16 protein-coding genes are annotated in these 17,084 nt (G+C 46.6%); 11 read left to right on the plus strand and 5 right to left on the minus strand.

Translation table 11 applies throughout. The features are described 5' to 3' along the window. Positions 1 to 257: 257 nt before the first annotated feature. Complete coding sequence (locus RCO84_RS04385) at positions 258 to 818, minus strand: HU family DNA-binding protein (protein ID WP_317576873.1); 561 nt, start codon at positions 816 to 818, stop codon at positions 258 to 260. Positions 819 to 855: 37 nt separating this feature from the next. Next, positions 856 to 948 carry a smalltalk protein gene (locus RCO84_RS04390; protein ID WP_022121332.1) on the minus strand — a complete coding sequence of 31 codons (93 nt, stop codon included), beginning with the start codon at positions 946 to 948 and terminating at the stop codon, positions 856 to 858. 778 nt (positions 949 to 1,726) lie between these two features. Here RCO84_RS04390 and RCO84_RS04395 point away from each other — a divergent pair. From RCO84_RS04395 to RCO84_RS04435, 9 genes are all read left to right on the plus strand, one after another. Further along, a complete protein-coding gene (locus RCO84_RS04395) occupies positions 1,727 to 2,734 on the plus strand; it encodes a hypothetical protein (protein ID WP_317576872.1) in 1,008 nt (335 codons plus the stop codon). Next, the gene (locus tag RCO84_RS04400) at positions 2,721 to 3,743 is read left to right on the plus strand and encodes a hypothetical protein (protein WP_317576871.1); all 1,023 of its coding nucleotides are present in this window, start codon (positions 2,721 to 2,723) and stop codon (positions 3,741 to 3,743) included. Before RCO84_RS04395 ends, RCO84_RS04400 begins: the two co-directional genes overlap by 14 nt. Before the next feature lie 131 nt (positions 3,744 to 3,874). After that, positions 3,875 to 4,507 (plus strand): hypothetical protein, encoded by a 633-nt coding sequence (locus tag RCO84_RS04405; RefSeq protein WP_317584060.1) that lies wholly within the window; start codon positions 3,875 to 3,877, stop codon positions 4,505 to 4,507. 263 nt (positions 4,508 to 4,770) lie between these two features. Further along, entirely contained in the window at positions 4,771 to 6,330 is a 1,560-nt protein-coding gene (locus RCO84_RS04410) for a hypothetical protein (RefSeq protein WP_317576869.1), read from the plus strand. Positions 6,331 to 6,333: 3 nt separating this feature from the next. Continuing rightward, positions 6,334 to 7,347, plus strand: coding sequence for a CHC2 zinc finger domain-containing protein (locus RCO84_RS04415; RefSeq protein WP_317576868.1), 1,014 nt, complete (start codon positions 6,334 to 6,336; stop codon positions 7,345 to 7,347). 56 nt (positions 7,348 to 7,403) lie between these two features. After that, complete coding sequence (locus RCO84_RS04420; protein ID WP_317584063.1) at positions 7,404 to 7,913, plus strand: hypothetical protein; 510 nt, start codon at positions 7,404 to 7,406, stop codon at positions 7,911 to 7,913. Positions 7,914 to 8,545: 632 nt separating this feature from the next. Next, positions 8,546 to 9,643: a hypothetical protein gene (locus RCO84_RS04425; protein WP_317584064.1), complete on the plus strand. Its 1,098-nt coding sequence runs from the start codon at positions 8,546 to 8,548 to the stop codon at positions 9,641 to 9,643. Positions 9,644 to 9,686: 43 nt separating this feature from the next. Then, entirely contained in the window at positions 9,687 to 10,145 is a 459-nt protein-coding gene (locus RCO84_RS04430; protein WP_144153712.1) for a hypothetical protein, read from the plus strand. A 138-nt stretch (positions 10,146 to 10,283) separates the two neighbouring features. Then, positions 10,284 to 13,028 (plus strand): C10 family peptidase, encoded by a 2,745-nt coding sequence (locus RCO84_RS04435; RefSeq protein ID WP_317576865.1) that lies wholly within the window; start codon positions 10,284 to 10,286, stop codon positions 13,026 to 13,028. Between the two features lie 4 nt (positions 13,029 to 13,032). On the opposite strand, the gene RCO84_RS04440 is transcribed toward RCO84_RS04435, so the two are convergent. Continuing rightward, positions 13,033 to 13,662, minus strand: coding sequence for a YhcH/YjgK/YiaL family protein (locus tag RCO84_RS04440; RefSeq protein ID WP_317585497.1), 630 nt, complete (start codon positions 13,660 to 13,662; stop codon positions 13,033 to 13,035). Positions 13,663 to 13,826: 164 nt separating this feature from the next. Between RCO84_RS04440 and RCO84_RS04445 the strand changes: the two genes are divergently transcribed. Further along, positions 13,827 to 15,116 carry an ABC transporter substrate-binding protein gene (locus RCO84_RS04445; protein ID WP_317584067.1) on the plus strand — a complete coding sequence of 430 codons (1,290 nt, stop codon included), beginning with the start codon at positions 13,827 to 13,829 and terminating at the stop codon, positions 15,114 to 15,116. A 39-nt stretch (positions 15,117 to 15,155) separates the two neighbouring features. Next, a complete protein-coding gene (locus tag RCO84_RS04450; protein ID WP_317584068.1) occupies positions 15,156 to 16,184 on the plus strand; it encodes an iron ABC transporter permease in 1,029 nt (342 codons plus the stop codon). 118 nt (positions 16,185 to 16,302) lie between these two features. Here RCO84_RS04450 and RCO84_RS04455 read toward each other — a convergent pair whose 3' ends face one another. Both RCO84_RS04455 and RCO84_RS04460 read right to left on the minus strand, forming a co-directional pair. Continuing rightward, positions 16,303 to 16,632, minus strand: coding sequence for a type II toxin-antitoxin system RelE/ParE family toxin (locus RCO84_RS04455; protein ID WP_153093034.1), 330 nt, complete (start codon positions 16,630 to 16,632; stop codon positions 16,303 to 16,305). Further along, a complete protein-coding gene (locus RCO84_RS04460; protein WP_118139958.1) occupies positions 16,620 to 16,913 on the minus strand; it encodes a hypothetical protein in 294 nt (97 codons plus the stop codon). The genes RCO84_RS04455 and RCO84_RS04460 overlap by 13 nt, the downstream gene beginning before the upstream one ends. Between the last annotated feature and the right edge of the window lie 171 nt (positions 16,914 to 17,084).

Raw genomic sequence — 17,084 nt, forward strand, 5'->3', positions numbered from 1 at the left:
CGAGATAAAAGCTTTAAATATGTTTTCGCCGAGAGGCTAGGATTGGATTTAGTTTGAAAAAAGTATTATTTATTTGAGGCACAAAGGATTGTTAGCGACATGCTGATTTCGAAGGGGTTATGTGTGGGTTAGCATGTTGTGTTCGGGACGTCTGGTATGGTACATTGCGTAAACAATTTAACTGCCAGACAAAGTTTACCCTCCCTAGGACTTTTTAAGACCTGGGGAGGGTTTTACTTTTTCAGGCTCAGCACCTTTTATTCAAGTCCATTGCCGCCGTTTTCGCTTCCGGTTCCGCCAGTAGAATCGCCGCCCGATGGGGTGTCGCCTCCGGATGGATTATCGCCTCCGGATGGATTATCGCCTCCGGATGGGGTAGTAGGAGGCGTATCGGTAGAGGTAACCTGCTTCACCACCTTGCCGTTTCGGTCGTAGCAGGTGATGTTGACGGAGGTCTCTTCGAGTTCCTTCTTGATGTCGGTGTTAGGCACGAAGATGATGTATCGGCGGGTGATGAGGTTGGCGCTCACCTTGTTCACATCCTCTACGGCGGTAGAGTTAAGACCGAATCGGAGGCTGCCCAGTCCTGGCACAGCCACGCTGTGGCCCTCGGTGGCCCATGCAGCAATCACTTCGCCGATGGCCGACCATCCGGCGTTGATCACCGCCTTAGGCAATCCGCTGCGAACGGCAGCTTCTTCTATCACCTTCGTGGCGTTGAGCTGGCTGTAGAGTTCAGCCTGCATCACGAATGCCCACTTTTGCTTACCTTTTTCGAACGCTACGTTGCGCTCAATTGCTTTTACTTTAATACCCATAATTCAAATCGTTTTTTTAATGGTTAAACAAATCAGTTTACATGCAGCTGGTAACGCCGAGCGTGGTGCCTACGGCAGTAAGTACAGCGATAATCACCTGCAAGATAGTTTTCCAAACTTCCTTTTTCATTTTCTTTTTCCTTTCTTTTTTTTAATGGTTCAACAATCAGTTTTTTTAGTGGTTAATTCAGCCTATCTTTGAACGACAATGCAAAGATACAACATTTTTCTCTGAAAAACAATAGTTGTCCCGAATCACGTGCATCCTTGTCCCGAATCACGTGCATTCCTCCCTCATATCCCATTCTCTTCCGCCTAATTTAACCGCCATTAATTTAATGGCCATTAAATTAAATGTTAAATTTGTTAACATTACATGGCATGTTTTGCCTTTCCAACTGCGTCCCGATGCAGTCGGCGCTACGTCCCGACGTATCGCCCGCTGCGTCGGGACGCAGATGGTGGTGCGTCGCCACGCAGTTTTGGGGGCATCGGGCGCACAGTAACTTGCTATGTGGGTTAGCTGGTGGATAGAAGGAAAGGCAAAAATGTGAATGTGAATGTGAATTTGAAATGTTTTTCAATGTTACCTGAAGGAGAAGCGTATAATCGTGTTTAAGTAATAGTAGTCATTATAATAGGTTCATATTATATATATAATAAGGTACGCGCGCGAGGACTGAATTTCATTCACAATATCCAATAAAAGGAATGGATGGAACAACCCGATACATTGATTTACATTTCAAATTCACATTCACTTTCACATTTTGTTTTGATGGTTTTATGAAAAAAAGACAATTTGATAAAAAATAATTTAGAATTTATTTGTTTATTCGGGGAAAAAGTATTACTTTTGTAGATGCTATGAAAAATAACTTTCATGGTATAACTTAAATCGCAAGCCAATGACTGGACGTATCAAAAACAGCACCGAAAAGACTTCTTTTGTTGTCTTCAAGTATGATTTCTGCAAAAGCCGGAATCTTTCAAGTATCGAGGGTACTCTACCCTTGGATTTTCTCGAAATGTCATCGCCTGAAAAATATCAGGAATGTCAGACTGGTTTCGAGAAGGTAATGGACAGTTTGCTGAAAAGCAAGAAAATGACTTTGGTGGAATCACGGAAGAATGAGGAAGATGTTATTCACGACAACCGAATATTGGGATTTCGCGAAGGTGTGGCTGTGCTGGATGTATGCGCAGACAAAAAAGAATTTTATTGGAGTAACTTTAAGGAGAATGAAATTCACAACCAGCCTTTCTGTAAGGTAATCATTGATAATCGCCCCAACAGAGGTTTCCTTTTTGTGGAAGAATCTAGAATCTTCGGCGGCAAAAGAGGACAGGACAAGGTGGTGGCTCTTCTGCGTGATAATATCAACAGGGTGGCGAATCAATATGGCTGGAATATGGTGATTTCTGCCAAGTTGCCACCTGGTGATTTCTTTGATGCCGTGGCTGAAAGAATCAAGGCTGGCTGCAGGCCAAGGGCTGTGGTGTTTTCTTTTCCTCGCCATCAGTCTCTCAGCGATGCGCCATATTCCTTTGTCCTGCAATTGCAGATGCAGCAGTCATTAATGGAGTGTCTCAATGCCAGTATGTATGAGGTAAAATTTGGTACAGATAAAGGTAAGCAGTTGCACTTAGACAAGGCAAACAGAGATATTGCCTTGATGGTGAACCTGTGCAGCAAGGAAGATTACGGCATCAAGGTATATTATTGGAAAGGTCCGTGCACCTCTTCCCGTTCGCTGAAACGAACCAAGGTGAAAATATCTGATGCAGAGATTTCTGCCCTGGTTATAGGAGATGCTGTCTGTTGCGATTGTCATGGGAATTCTCAGTTTGCTTTGATCAATTCTCTTGATATGATTCTTGATGATTTAAAGGGTTACGACGATGAGGTTATTTAAGATGAAGACCAGACAGATGGTAGATAAATCTTTTTCGCAACACATGATTTATCAGGTTTTCAGAGCCATCACCCATGATATCTTCAATGATAAGACGTGGTTTCCTACGTCCAGATGTTCATGCGAGGATGTTTTTTATGAGGTATTCTGCATCGTAGACAAAATGATGTTTTCGCATACCGATACCGAGAGCCGCCTAGCCTTTGTGGAAGGAATAGGGCAATATGAGAAAAACTATGTTGATGAGGATGGGTATGCTACAGCTCAGGAAGAGCGGCAGAGAATCGTATTTGTCATCCTGTATATGGCAGCTGTGATACTTCAGATGATGCCTTTGGAGTCGAAAGTGTTTCAATTTTGCTCAATGATTATGGGGCAATGGAGAGGCTACGTAACTCAGGAGTTTTCTCAGCGGTGCCTCGGAGCAGTCGTGAAGAACCATGAGGTGGTTGAGCGGCTGGCAGCCAATATCGGTTATTATGGCGAGGATGGTTTCTTCGTCTCATCTCAGATTAATGAACTGATGCGCCAGAACAATGATGAAGATTATCTGCACGGATTCGAGCCTGAACCGCAGAGGGCATTGGATTTGGAAGTGACAGACGATGAGCATCAGGAAAACGGCGGGCAGGAAAAAACGGAAGAAGATAATGAGAAGAAATGGGGCGACTTGAGCCAGGGAGAAAGAGTAAAGCGAGCCTTGCAGAAGATGATAGACGAGAAGGCTATTCCTTTGAAGAAAGACTATGCCCTGATTATGGTGGCGCTCTCCAGTATCAAAGATTTTGACGGCGACTTTGAAAATGGCAAATCTTTCTGCAACTATCTTACAGAGCAGTTGGGTCTGCCTTCCAATCTGACCAATGCCAATGTCATCTCCAAGCGTTTCTCCAAGATGCGTGGCGAATTTCCCAACTGGAGTTTTGATGATGTGAAAGACCCAGTAGCCCGGCAGAAACTCATCAATATCGCTAACCGTTTTGTCGCCATCTACCGTAAGGGGCAGTAGGAAGCGGGGAAATGATTGCTTCTTGTGAGTGTTGGCAAGTTTTAGATGGAATGTTAAAAACGTAAAATAGAGCAAGTTTTAGGCATATTCTACGTTTAATAATAGAATAGGTTTAATAAACAAATTAGGATATGAAGTATTTAGTAAAAAAATCAGTCTTACTACTGTTGGTAGTCTTGGCTTTTTGTGCGTGTGACAACAGCAATGACAATAATGACAATGATGAAGTTATTCAGATAAATCCATGGTCATCGAAAACTGTCGTCAATTATACTGGCGAAGTAGAGTTTGTGGTGGATGCGCCACAAATTCGTGAGGATATAGAGCAGGATTTAAAGGCAAACCCTCCTTTTGGAGGAAGCAAGAAATATCAGTTTATCATAAAAAGACACTCGTCGCTTTCTCCTTTATATATGCTATATGCGGTGAATCCTGAGGACGATAAGTCTGCTGACGGATATATACTGAGCATCGCTGGTAGAGTGGAGAGTAAGGACAATTATAGATTGTTCTCTGCCGCTTCTGTAGATGCTTGGTATAAGATGGATATTGTGCCTGTCGACACAAAGGATGGCAAGCCTGTTGCAACATACGATGTGTTTATGCATCAAAATATTCCTTCTTCTTTGGTTCATAGCAAGATGTATTTCTGTGAAGACCTTACGGAGAAATATCGCCAGAAGTTCCCTAATGAAGACATTCATGCCGTGGTTCGCCGTTTGGTTCTTTCTTATGTCAGTGAGGGTGATAATATAAAAGAATAGGAACATATCTGAACAGAAGATTTTTTAGAAATAATACAGTATCAGCACTTTTTGCTTCGTTTGCAAGCAGAAAGTGCTTTTTTTATGCCTTCAGATGAGCTGGAGGCTTAGGGGAATTTTTGCCTTCAGATGAGCTGGAGGCTTAGCGGAAGGCTTAGTTGCCGGCGATGAGGCTTAGTAGGAGGCGAACCGGCAGGACGCCTATTGCCGGGGAGGCTTTTTTTCCTTACTTTTGCATACAGAAATAATCAATGATTGGGATTATGGAAAAAGGAAAGAAAATACCTCCACAGGAAGCGTCTCAGACTAATCCAGTGGCAAAGCCTGAGGATACCAAGGGCGGAATCAATAACATGGTATCATCTGGGTTGAAAGGAGCAAAGCTGGCATCTGGGTTGAAAGGAACAAAGCTGGCTGAACAGGCTGAAGAGAATGAAGAGATGCCCATGCATCACCTGATTGCCGATAAGGATTATCCGTCGGGCATCAGAGAATGGATGATTACTTCGCCTTCTGAACTCAAGTATCCTACGCTGGTGGTGGCTGCTGCCATGCTCAGCGTTTATCTTACACGTGTCAGAATACAGTATGTGTATGATAATCAGGGAGAAAAATCGGCCATCGTGTTGCAGGTCATCGTAGAGGGCGAGCAGTCGAGCGGAAAGTCGTTTGCCAGATACATCATGCGTACCCTGATGAAACCTTTCATTGAGCGCGACAGCGAAATGAGAGCCAAGGAGCAGGAGTATGCTGCCCTGAAGCGGCGCCAGGGAAAGAAGGATGGCAAGCTGCCACCCGAACCGAAGACCGACATCACCATCCTGCCCGAAACCGTATCGCTCACCATGTTTATCAAGCGATGCGATGCTGCCGTCAAGCTTTATGGTGCTCCGAAGACGCTCTTCGAATTTGCCGATGAGATTTCTGCCATCGTGCATTCGGCCAAGCGCCAGTTTGCCGACCTCTCGCAGGTTATCAAGACGGCATACGATCTGGGCAGCGTCTATGGTCAGGATTTCATGAGCGAATCCAGCTATAGTGCCATGGTAGATGCCTTACTGTCGTTCGTTTTCTGCGGCACTCAGAGTGCGGTGAGCAGATATATGAACAAAGCTGCCATTGAGGGCGGTGCTGTAACCCGAACCATCTTATGCCCGCTCATCAGTCATCTGGGCGACAATCCACCTCAGTTTCAGGCGTTGACCGATACGCAGCGTAATGAGCTGGAGAATACGTTGGACAAGCTCTTCGGGTTGTGCTACGAGGAAGATGGAAAATTCCATCAGGAGATAGAGGAGGATATGAGCTGGCTCTACAAGACGGTGGTAAAATGGTGTAACGACTGCCGCCAGCAGGTGGTGAAAACCATGTCCAAGTCGATGGATGTCTTCTACAAGCGCAGTTCGGTTTCAGCCTTCCGCATCGCTGCCCTCATGCAAGTGCTTTACAAAGTGGAAGGGAAGAAGAGCGAGAAGGAAATCCGGAAACTGGTTAGGCAGACCTATCTGGCTTGTGCCGACCGCATCTTGCAGAATATGTTGCAGCGGTGGGGCAAGGCTTTCGAGCAGATTTCTGCCGAGGGCGAAGGAGAGCCTTATCATACTGTAGACTATTTCAGCGAGTTGCCGCAGGAATTCTCTTATCAGTTCCTGGAGGAATTTCTGAAGCAGAAGGAGCTCAAGACCCCTGCCCGCAACATGGTGTGCAACTGGCGCAGATGTGGATGGCTCGAAAAACCAGCAAAGGGCGAGGATAGAAAGGTGCTTAGAAAGACGCAGCAGAAAGGCACTATTGGTGATGGTAATATTAAAAAAGACAATTAGAAGATGGCAGAATATATTGATTCAAATACGCTCTCTAAACTTAGAGCTATCAGCATCCTGGAGGTTGCTGATGAATTGGGAATGGGTTTGCGGTATCATAATGCCCTTTGTATCAGTCATAATGATACCAATCCGAGTTTGCATTTCTGGACTTCCACCAACACTTGTCATTGCTTTGCATGCGGGTGGGGTGGAGATAATATCGACCTGGTGATGAAACGGGAGAATCTCTCTTTTTCGGAGGCTTGCCAATGGCTGTGCAGAAGATTCAATATCTGCGCCGGTAATCATTCTGCGGGAAACCGTAAGGATGTGCTTCATCGGGATAAAGCTGTTGCTGAGCATAGAAAATCTGAATGTGATACGGACAGACTCAATCTCAGAGGCGAGTTTCAGCATAAGCCTGACGTAGATTATCTGATGCGTATGCTCATGGGTAAGAAACTGACAGATAAAGCCAAGGATTTCCTGTTCTATCAGAGAAAGTTGCGCCCGGAATATATCTATTGGTGTAGAGTGGTGAGCACAGATTTCTCCATTGCTGGCTATCGCTTTGGTGGAAAGTTTTTTGATGGTCCTTCCCTGTTGATTCCCTATTATGACGTTCATGGCAATCTGCTGACGGTTCAGAGCAGATATCTGGGAGATAAGACTGAAGAAAAACCGCGGTTTAAGTTTGCACCAGGTAGCAAGCCGATGGTATATGGGATGCAGATCTTGCCGCAGGTGACAGAAAAAGAGCCATTGGTTATTACCGAGGGATGTACCGACTGCTGGAGCGCTATGTCTATGGGTTACAAGGCAATAGCCATCCCGAGTGCTACGCTTTGTAATGAAGAATGTCGCAATCTTTTAGCGGGAAGGAATCTTCACATGTGGCCTGATCAGGACAAGCCGGGCATCGGTCTTTATATGAAACTGAAGGAAATGTTCCCTCAGCTGGTGTACCATCAGTTGCCGGAAGGTTGCAAGGATTTGTCTGATTATTACCAGTCGTTTTACGTTCAGAAAATGTGAAAGTGAATGTGAATTTCAAATGTTTTTCTATTGTTGTTTTTAAGTTGTTACGTGTTATGATGAAGTTGTTTTTAAATCGTTTTCGTAGAGATCATGGCGCCATTGTTGGTCGCCTTAGTCAGGAAGTAGTTAATCGCCAGGGTATCGTTGTAGGCCATCAGTACATTTGTGATACGATGGAGCGCGAGGGTGGCTGTCTGGAGCCGGGTGAATATCACATCATGGTGGCTAAATGCAAATGCTTCGCCCGCCAGATGCTTTTCCTCGAACCGATAAGGGATGATTCTTCTTCATCTTCCTCTCTTCCTCTCCCCGAAACCTGCAAGCTTTGCCGCATGGAGCGCAAGAGTCATGAGTTCGGGTGTCTGGAAGAGCTTTATGCCCTTCCTTGTCCCATGATGCAGCCGGGCAATGGTCCGTTCCGTCTGCGCCAGGGTGGCATCCTCATCGGCGAGGCCCATGCTCCCGGCTTCGTACTGAGGAGCCAGGAACTCTTCCTCCAGCTCTTCGACCGGGTCAGCAAGATGCTAAGACGTGGGGGTGAGGTGGTCATCAAGATAGAGTAGGTTTAGGGCAGTAGTGGTACCATATAAATAGGTACGCAAAGCGTATCGCCATCCTTCTTCAAATCTTTGGTATAAACTAGATATTTGTGGGCGATTCTCGAAGAATACTTTTCTGAGAATTTGTCCAAAGAGGTATGCATATTTGTCTAATTATTAGTTGATTATGCGTGCAAAGATACAACTTTTGCCGAAATCCGCAAAATGTTTTTATCTGTTTTTGCCGAAATCCGCAAAATGTTGCATGGGTTCTCATGAATGTTATTTGATTTTTCCCCATCATCTTTTGGGGATTTGCCACTTTGCCATCTCTGGGATTCTTTATACTTTTGTAGCAGATGATCGCTAAGCGGTGACGTGAATCGCTCAGCAGCGTACTTCGGGCGCAGGATGTGCTACTGATACGGGCAATGGTCCCTTCACGCTTCGTCAGGGCGGCATCTTGGTGGGCGAGGCCTGTCCTCTCGGCTTCCCAGAAGTTTCATTGCGTAAAAATCATCATGTTTTTACGTAATGAAACTATTTTTTTACCGAAAACTCCCCTTGGTACAGAAAAAAAGGCTAACTTTGCAAACGTATGGCAATTTATATTGCTAGTATTTCCCTAGTTTATCATTTAATTATCACAAACTATTATGAAACATCGTTTAGCTTTTTTCTTCATCGCGTTATTGAGCTGTCTGTCTATCTCGGCTCAAAAGTTTGTACTGGATCCTCTTTGGGGAGATTCCATCGAGTGTATGGTAGCCTCGAAGCCCGATTCGCTTTGGAAGATAAGCGAGCCTATCCAAAGTGTGAAATTCCCGAAGGGGATGGAAATCGAGTCGTGCGGAAAGGCCAACGGATATTATGTGGCATTCAAGAAGGATGGCGCATCCTATATGGCGTATATGGGAGATCTGAAGTTCAGCGCCGACAATTCTGAGGGCACGGTCAATCCATTGAGCGAGGACACGGTGAAGAAACACTCCGCCCTAGGTCATTTCTATGCCACCTATACGCCTGCTGTGCTGGTACTTATATTAATGGGTATGATTCTGGCCACTTTCTTCGTGGCTCGCAAGAGTTCTCCGGCTGTTCCTTTGGCTCTGAAGGTTATACCGGTTTGCATGCTTCTCATATCCATCATAGAAGTGGTAGGCTACAAGGTTCTTGGTGGCGATATGTTTTGGTGGTGCGACAACGACCGTTATGGGTTCTTTGGCTCTTTATTCCGGGTAATCCCATTTGGCGCAGTAGTGGCTTTGCAGTTCTATACATTTAAGATGTTTGAGACCTTGGTCTTCGCCGATGTTCCTGCTGAGGAGAAGGGGAAGCTTAGCCTTAAGCCTGCTATGGTGAGTCTTGCCGCGTGCTTACCGGTGTTGATAGCCTATGCCATGATCGTGCAGTTGTGGCTTGGATGGCAAGGGATGGTAAGCGATGCCATCATGTTCATCCTTTTCTTGGGTACTTTGTTTTCGGGTATCGCCATCTCTGTCAAGAAGAATGCCGAGGCGCTGGGTGCAGGCAAGGGCTTGATAGTCACCATCTTTACCGTTATTTATCTCGTCGGACTTTTGATAGCGGCCTGGGGAGTTATCATCGTGCTTCTGAAGATTATCCTTCAGGTGCTGATGGTCATAGCCGGTATCTTCGCCCTTTCTGTCTTGGCACAACGTACCTATTATAAAGGTAGTGATGGACATGTCTATGCTGAGAGTGGCTTTGAAAACCTTCATCGGGTAGATTAGCAAGGAGGATTATTCATTATTAATCATAAAAAATAGAGTAGTTATGGGAATATTTAGTGGAAAAGGATTTGTAGGGTCTTGCTTTAGAGGGTGGGGCTCTAGTAACATGGCTGTTCAGGCAGTGGGGTGTATGATAGGCATGGTGGTCTTGGTATTTGTCGTCCTGTGGTATGTCGTCAAGTTCTGCTTGCGCATTTTCGACAAGCATCGGGAGAAAGAGGAGTCCAGCAGGTCTGTACAGAACATCACCATGGAAATGGGATACCCGAATTTCAATTTGGGCAATTACTCTGTGGTCTTGGAGCAAGTGAACGATGCTGAGGCTTTAGTCGCTCAGTTGAGTCGTATAAGTGGTTATAGCGAGGAACTAGCCAGGCGTCAGGTGTCATCATGCCCAACCTGCCTTATGAAAGGACTTGACCAGGAAGGAGCTGATGACATGCAGGTGTTGTTGCAAGTGAATGATTGCTCCGTAGTATCCGTTAAGGAAGTTGGTATTTAGTAGTCTTCCGATATACGATTCTGTGTTCAAATTCCTGATGGAAGACGAACGCATCGCTAAAACCGTGCTCGCCGCCATTGGGAACAAATCGCTACCTTTGCCACAGAACTTTTTTAAGAACTTTAATAGCGTAAAATTATGAACAAGAGATTTACTTTATCATTCTTGCTCCTGCTATCGTTCTTGCTTTCGGCAACAGCCCAAAGCATAGATGAAGCCAGGGCTAAGCGTATCGCCGCATCTTTTTTCAAAAGTAATGCTGCAAGAAGTATGAGAGGGGAAAAAATGGTACAGAATGAAAACCTGGTCAACAACTATACGGCTAGGGTCGGTGACAAAAAATGCTTCTATATCTTCAATAGAGGCAAGAACGATGGCTTTGTCATCGTTTCGGCCGATGAGCGCACCCGACAAAACGTGTTGGGCTATTCGGAGAGAGGCAGCCTGGATTATAGTTCCAGTCCTGCTTACATCAAGGCTTTCCTCGATAGGTATGCGCAAGGTATCAGCCTGCTTAAGTCGGCGGATGGAAGCCAGGGCGGCACAACCATTACCTACCAAGACCCAGTGAATCCACTACTGGGGGATATCGCTTGGGGACAAGGTTGGCCTTACAACCTTCTGTGCCCAAAGGACGATCATGGAGGTAATTATGTGACGGGTTGTGTGCAGACCGCCATGGCACAAATCATGGCTTATCATAAGTGGCCAAAGCAAGGCCGGGGAACTGCGTCTTATGAATGGAACGGACAGACTTTGTCGGCTGATTTCAGCAAGTCAACCTATCGATGGGACTTGATGCAGCCTCAGTATGAATATGGTGACGAAAGCATCAGCGAAGATTCGAAGATGGCTGTCGCCAAGCTGATGGCAGACTGTGGCATAGCCAACGGTGCCAGTTATGATGACGGAGGCACGGGAGCCAGCTCCGGCTCCGCAGCCCAGTCGCTGATAGACTATTTCGATTATGACCTGAGCATAAACATGTTAGACCGAAATGAATGCTCGGCCGAGTATTATGAGGGCACGATTCAGAACGAGTTGCGCCAAGGCAGACCAGTCATGCTGGGAGGTGGCAACTCGAAGGGCGAGGGTGATGCCCATGAATTCTTATGCGACGGCTTCAACCAAGAGGGCTATTATCACATTAATTTCGGATGGAATGGATATGTCAATGGATATTTCCTGATTTCCGCCACAGGATACGACGTGAATCCTGATGTGATATATGGCATTCAGAAAAACCAGGGTGGAAAGGGCGACTTCGTGGCTTCCTCCTCCCTGGATTTCATGTGCGTTGAGGGGCATAAAGTTTCGATGGGCATAGCCATCAGCACTTTTGCCCATTTCCAGTACGACTTCGCCTTCGCCTTCGAGAATACCTCTGACGGGAAGGTGGAGTATGCCCCTATAAATGGTAATCTTTCGGTAGGTATATGGACTACGCCACAGGAACCTAACATTGTGACCTTCGATAAGAAACTAGCCAACGGAACTTACAAGATGTATCCTGTGGTTAGCATCAAGGGAAGAAACGATTGGCGCAAGGTGATATTTGGCGACAAAAGACAAAGCTTTATAGACGTCAGTGTCTCTGGCGGAATACTCAGCATGGAGAATAATCATATCTATGATGACATCGAGGAAGGTGCGGTCGAGATAAATGGTATCTACTATCAGTTGAATGCCGACAAGAAGACTGCTACCGTGACCTATAAGAACAGCAAGTATGACTCGTATGCAGGTTATGTGGTGATTCCAGAGATGGTGACGGCTAGCGACGGCAATAGCTACCAAGTGGTGGCTATAGGCAAGAACGCCTTCACCGAGTGTCGTAACTTGGAGGAAGTGAGCATACCTGCCAGCGTAGAGGAGATAGGCTATGGAGCATTTAGCCAGTCAAGTCTGAGGAACATCAACATTCCGCAGAAATCACGGCTCAAGAGTATCGGTGGATGGGGTTTCAATGGATCGGGACTTGAGAGTATCTCGTTGCCCGACGGATTCTCTTATCTTGCACAGTGTGCCTTCCAGGGATGCTCGTTGCGATATATCTCGTTGCCTTCTTCCTTGACCTCTTTCGGTTCTGTGGCCTTCAACGCATGCCAAAAGCTGAATACCCTCAAGGTGGCTTGGAGACAGATACCTAATACTAACGAGATGCTGGCACAGGTGGACTTGTCGCAGGCGAAGTTGCTCGTGCCTAAGGGATATAAGGAGATATACCAGAAGAACCAGGAGTTGAGTGGGTTCAAGAGCATCGAGGAATACTGGGAGCAAGGTGCCGCAGGCATCACGCCAGTGGATTCTACCCAGACGGCCTCCTTCTGCTCGGGAACCGATGTGGAGGGATACTATGTTGTTCCAGACACGCTCGTGTTGGATGATGGCACTAAATATCCTGTCACCGTGATAGCAGACTATGCCTTTAAGGGTAACCAGCAAGTTACGTCGGTTACTATACCTTCCTCTGTCTCCAAGATAGGCGAAAAGGCCTTTGCTGGTTGCGTCAAGCTGGAGGAACTTTCTTTGCAGAATCCTATTCCTCCGACTCTTGCCTCGGATGCAGCCGTTGGCAAAAGTCGAGGAATGGCGAGAGCTGAGTCTGCCATCCCTGAGTTTGATGGAGTGGATTTAGGAAGTTGTACCTTGTATGTACCTATAGGTAGTGCCGCCTTATATCGGAGCGCATATGGTTGGTCCGCATTCCAAAAAATCGTGGAGAAAGAGAACACGGACATCAAAGGTGTGGTCATGCAAAGGGGAACTTCTGGGCATGTCTACAATCTGCAAGGTATGCATGTGGGTTATGACAAGAAGCTACAATCTTTGCCAGCCGGTGTTTACATCGTGAAGGGCAAGAAAATGGTGGTTAGCAAATAGAGGATTATTCCACATAATCCACCTTCACCACGATGACGCGTATCGTCTGGTCGCTGGTGTCATTTGCCACCTTGGCGATGTGCCAGTCTCTAGGGAAGAAGATGAAGAACTCGCCGGGGGTACTGTCGAAGAAACGGGCCTTCCGGCGGTCGTAGTCATAATGGATTACGTCGGGACGATACTTGCAGTTGGGGGTGCTGGAGTAGTGGTCGATCACGCCAAAACGCTCTGTGCCCTTTACTACATACTGAAAATCGATGTGCTTGTTATGACTCTCGCTGCGGCGCTTTTCCAGCGGCTCGTTCTTGCTGTCCTCTACACTTACCACGAGGTCGGAACCCGGAATCTTGTGCTTTCCCTTCGGAATGCTCAGCAAATCGGTCTTTGCCAGATAGTCGAAAAGCGCCTGCCATTGCTGCGGATTCTTCTGATACTGCAGATAGAAATCTGCGAGGTTTACGCTGGAATGTGGCTTCGCCTTGTCGAAACCATTGCGCCAGATATCGCTCTCTGCCCAAGCTATAGCTTCTTTTATGAGTTCGGGCTTATCGCCGTAATACTGTGTGTAATAACCTCTCTTGCAGCCGCATTTCTGTGCTGAATTATGACTGCAGGTATGCGCACCGGCGACCATCGATGTACTGAATAAAAGGGCTATGCCCCAGATAATCTTCTTCATTTTGACTTATTAAATTGTAGCGTTAGTTAAATTTGAGGGCAAAAGTACAAAGAATATTCGAGAAAACAAACGGAAAATGGAGATTTCTTCGTATCTTTGCACACATATTTTGTAAGATTATGAAGAAACTGTATATTCTTTTGTGTGGGGCTACGGCGGCCCTGCTGATGGCGGCATGCCAGGGAGGAAAGACGGCTGCTGCTGATGCGGAGGCTGGCGATACCCTGGAGATGAAGTACGCCAAGTTACTTACCATCGTGAAGCATGGCGATGGGGAAGAGGCTTCCGATGCAGCAGAATGCATTGATTATCAGTATGCTGAGGCTATCATCGCCAACCCCTGGAAGGCGGGAACGATGCTGCATCGCTACATCCTGATTCCGAAGGGAAAGGAGGGGGATAAGACGGTGGCGATGCTTGCCAGAAGGCGCAGCACGGGAGCGAGATGCACTACCGATACCGTGCGCACACCGGTGGAGAGGAGTGCCGTTTTCATCGCTCCCCATTGCCAGCTGATGTACGAACTGGGCTGCCAGCAGGCCATCCGTGGTGTCTGCGACCTCGATTACATCAATATTCCGGATGTAAAGAAGAGGGCTGCTTCTGCAGGAAAAGCTTCTGTAGGAAATGTTTCTGCAGAGAATGCTGCTGCCCGAAATTCCATCGTGGATTGCGGTTCGAGCATGGCACCCGACATCGAGCGCATCATTGCCCTGAAACCCGAAGCCATCCTCCTTTCGCCTTTCGAAAACAGCGGAGGATATGGCAAGCTTGATAAGCTGCACGTGCCCATCATCGAGGCTGCCGACTATATGGAGTCTTCGCCACTGGGCAGGGCGGAATGGATGAAATTCTACGGCATGCTCTTTAAAAAAGACGGGAATGCACCGAAGACCGCTCTTGCTGCATCTTGCGAACCAAAGGCAGATTCGCTCTTTGCGAAGATAGAAAAGGAATATCTGAAGCTGAAAGCTGAGGTAGCCGGGTATCCGAAGGGTCTCTCCATCCTGACCGAAAGAAAGACGGGCAACGTATGGTATGTGCCTGGAGGTCAGAGTACTATCGGTATTCTGCTGAAGGATGCCAACGCCCGTTATATCTTCGAGGACGATCAGCACAGCGGAAGTCTGGCGATGAGTCCGGAGCAAATCTTGGCGAAGGGAAAGCAGGTGGATGTATGGGCATTCAAGTATTTCGGTGGTGCCCCTTTGTCGCAGGCTCAACTGCTTCAGGAATATGACGGCTACAAGGCTCTTGCTGCCTTCAACCGGGGTAATATCTATCAGGTAGATACCTCTACGGTACCTTATTTCGAGCTTACGAGTTTCCATCCCGAACTGCTGCTCAGAGAGTTCATCATCCTGGCTCATGGCGAGCGGTTCGGCAAATTGAGATTTTATAAGAAATAGGGCTTTAATCAGAGATTTTACAAGAAATAGTTTTAGTGAATGAAAACCATCGTTTTAGGGGCAATCGCCATTATCATACTGTTTTTTGCCAACCTGGCATGGGGGAGTGTAAACATCTCATGGCAGGAAGTGGGGGCGATTATTTCGGGCTCTCAGACTGACGAAACCTATCGCTATATTCTGTTGGAATCACGACTGCCGGCGGCGATTGCCGCTTTGCTTTCGGGCGCAGCCCTCGCCACGAGCGGCTTGCTCCTGCAGACAGCCTTCCGCAATCCTCTGGCGGGTCCTGACGTATTCGGTATCAGCAGCGGAGCCGGACTGGCCGTAGCCATCGTGATGCTTGCCTTTGGCGGCAATATTGCCCTGGATGATTTAGGGGTAGGATTTCTGGGCGATGCCGGCAACTATGCCATCGGCGGTTTCCTGGCTATCCTCATCGCAGCCTTTATAGGGGCTATGGTGGTGATGGGCATCATCACCTTCTTTTCTGCCATTGTGCGCAGCCATACGGTACTGCTCATCATCGGACTGATGGTGGGTTATCTTGCCAGCAGCGCCATCTCATTGCTCAATTTCTTCAGCACGGCAGAGGGCGTGAAATCGTATATGGTTTGGGGCATGGGCAGCTTTGGCAATGTTTCGAGCCAGCAGATGATGTTCTTCATCCCGTTAGCCCTCATTGCCCTGGCTGCGTCTCTGCTCCTTGTAAAACCGCTGAACGCCATGCTGTTAGGCGAACAGTATGCCGAGAATCTGGGCTTCAATATCAGGCGTCTGCGCATCGTTCTGCTCATCATCACCGGTCTTCTTACGGCTGTGGTTACCGCCTTTTGCGGTCCCATCGCCTTCATCGGTCTGGCAACGCCGCATATCGCCCGCCTCATCATCAGCACGGAGAATCATCGCCGTCTGTTGCCCGTCACGATGCTGATGGGTGCAGCCATAGCCCTTCTCTGCAATCTCTTCTGCACCCTTCCGTCGGACGGTGGCATCATCCCGCTGAATGCCGTCACCCCGCTGTTCGGCGCTCCCGTCATCATCTATGTTTTGGTGAAAAAGAAATGATAGAACATCTTAAAACTAAAGTTTTATGGCTTAGATTAAACCATCTAAGTCCTTAAATAAGGTGTTAGAAAAAGAAACAGCCAACTTTCAATTGGTATATTGAAGGTTGGCTGCTTTTTTATAGTTTTCTTCTGAACTGTCTAATCAGGTACTTGGGATTTCTTCTCATATCCCATAAGTCAACAAGGATAATTCTATCGTATTCTTTATCATACCGATAGATGATTTTCCAATTTTTCATGATGATGGCACTACGGTATGAACGTAAGAAACTCTTCAGAAGAGGTTCTTTTGGCGAAGAGTAAGGGTGAATAGCCAAGCGATTTCGAATGCTTTGGTATGCTTGGTTGAATCGCTTTACTGTGGTAACTCCAAATTCAAATAGAGCATAGGCTAACACTTTTTCTAGCTCCTGGTTAAATGGCTTAGATGGTTTTATATAAGCCATAATCCCTTTGCTTTAAGATGTTCTATCATATCCTCTTCGTCAATGAGACCATTTTGCTCTATGTCGGCTTCTATGGCCTCTATACGGGCTATGGCTTCTTCTTCGTTGATAGGTCCCCATCCTTCAGGTATTCTATCCCATTCAAAATCATCATCGAAGTTATCTTCGGCGATTTTTTTTCCAGGAAGTACAACTGTAGTATTTTCATGATAGGCCGGTGTTGGCTCTTCTGCAAAAGCAGCACCATGGTCTTCCTGTAAGTGATATTTCTTCTCTTTCATACCTTTTCTTTTTTATTTGTGGCAAAGATAATGCAAACGAGTGCAATGAAAGCTTGCTTTCAGATTGTCGAGTGCAGTTTATCTTATGCAAAGATATGAAGAATTATTTAAATATCCAAGAACATTTGAAAAAATATTATTTTCTCCGTCTATTTTTTGCCATGATGTTAC

It is taken from the genome of Segatella copri (genome assembly GCF_949820605.1).
In the GTDB taxonomy this organism is placed as follows: domain Bacteria; phylum Bacteroidota; class Bacteroidia; order Bacteroidales; family Bacteroidaceae; genus Prevotella.

Bases quoted from the DNA above. Each gene is read 5' to 3' on its own strand.
- RCO84_RS04385 (WP_317576873.1), bottom strand. From the start codon at position 818: ATGGGTATTAAAGTAAAAGCAATTGAGCGCAACGTAGCGTTCGAAAAA.
- RCO84_RS04390 (WP_022121332.1), bottom strand. From the start codon at position 948: ATGAAAAAGGAAGTTTGGAAAACTATCTTGCAGGTGATTATCGCTGTA.
- RCO84_RS04395 (WP_317576872.1), top strand. From the start codon at position 1,727: ATGACTGGACGTATCAAAAACAGCACCGAAAAGACTTCTTTTGTTGTC.
- RCO84_RS04400 (WP_317576871.1), top strand. From the start codon at position 2,721: ATGAGGTTATTTAAGATGAAGACCAGACAGATGGTAGATAAATCTTTT.
- RCO84_RS04405 (WP_317584060.1), top strand. From the start codon at position 3,875: ATGAAGTATTTAGTAAAAAAATCAGTCTTACTACTGTTGGTAGTCTTG.
- RCO84_RS04410 (WP_317576869.1), top strand. From the start codon at position 4,771: ATGGAAAAAGGAAAGAAAATACCTCCACAGGAAGCGTCTCAGACTAAT.
- RCO84_RS04415 (WP_317576868.1), top strand. From the start codon at position 6,334: ATGGCAGAATATATTGATTCAAATACGCTCTCTAAACTTAGAGCTATC.
- RCO84_RS04420 (WP_317584063.1), top strand. From the start codon at position 7,404: ATGATGAAGTTGTTTTTAAATCGTTTTCGTAGAGATCATGGCGCCATT.
- RCO84_RS04425 (WP_317584064.1), top strand. From the start codon at position 8,546: ATGAAACATCGTTTAGCTTTTTTCTTCATCGCGTTATTGAGCTGTCTG.
- RCO84_RS04430 (WP_144153712.1), top strand. From the start codon at position 9,687: ATGGGAATATTTAGTGGAAAAGGATTTGTAGGGTCTTGCTTTAGAGGG.
- RCO84_RS04435 (WP_317576865.1), top strand. From the start codon at position 10,284: ATGAACAAGAGATTTACTTTATCATTCTTGCTCCTGCTATCGTTCTTG.
- RCO84_RS04440 (WP_317585497.1), bottom strand. From the start codon at position 13,662: ATGGTCGCCGGTGCGCATACCTGCAGTCATAATTCAGCACAGAAATGC.
- RCO84_RS04445 (WP_317584067.1), top strand. From the start codon at position 13,827: ATGAAGAAACTGTATATTCTTTTGTGTGGGGCTACGGCGGCCCTGCTG.
- RCO84_RS04450 (WP_317584068.1), top strand. From the start codon at position 15,156: ATGAAAACCATCGTTTTAGGGGCAATCGCCATTATCATACTGTTTTTT.
- RCO84_RS04455 (WP_153093034.1), bottom strand. From the start codon at position 16,632: ATGGCTTATATAAAACCATCTAAGCCATTTAACCAGGAGCTAGAAAAA.
- RCO84_RS04460 (WP_118139958.1), bottom strand. From the start codon at position 16,913: ATGAAAGAGAAGAAATATCACTTACAGGAAGACCATGGTGCTGCTTTT.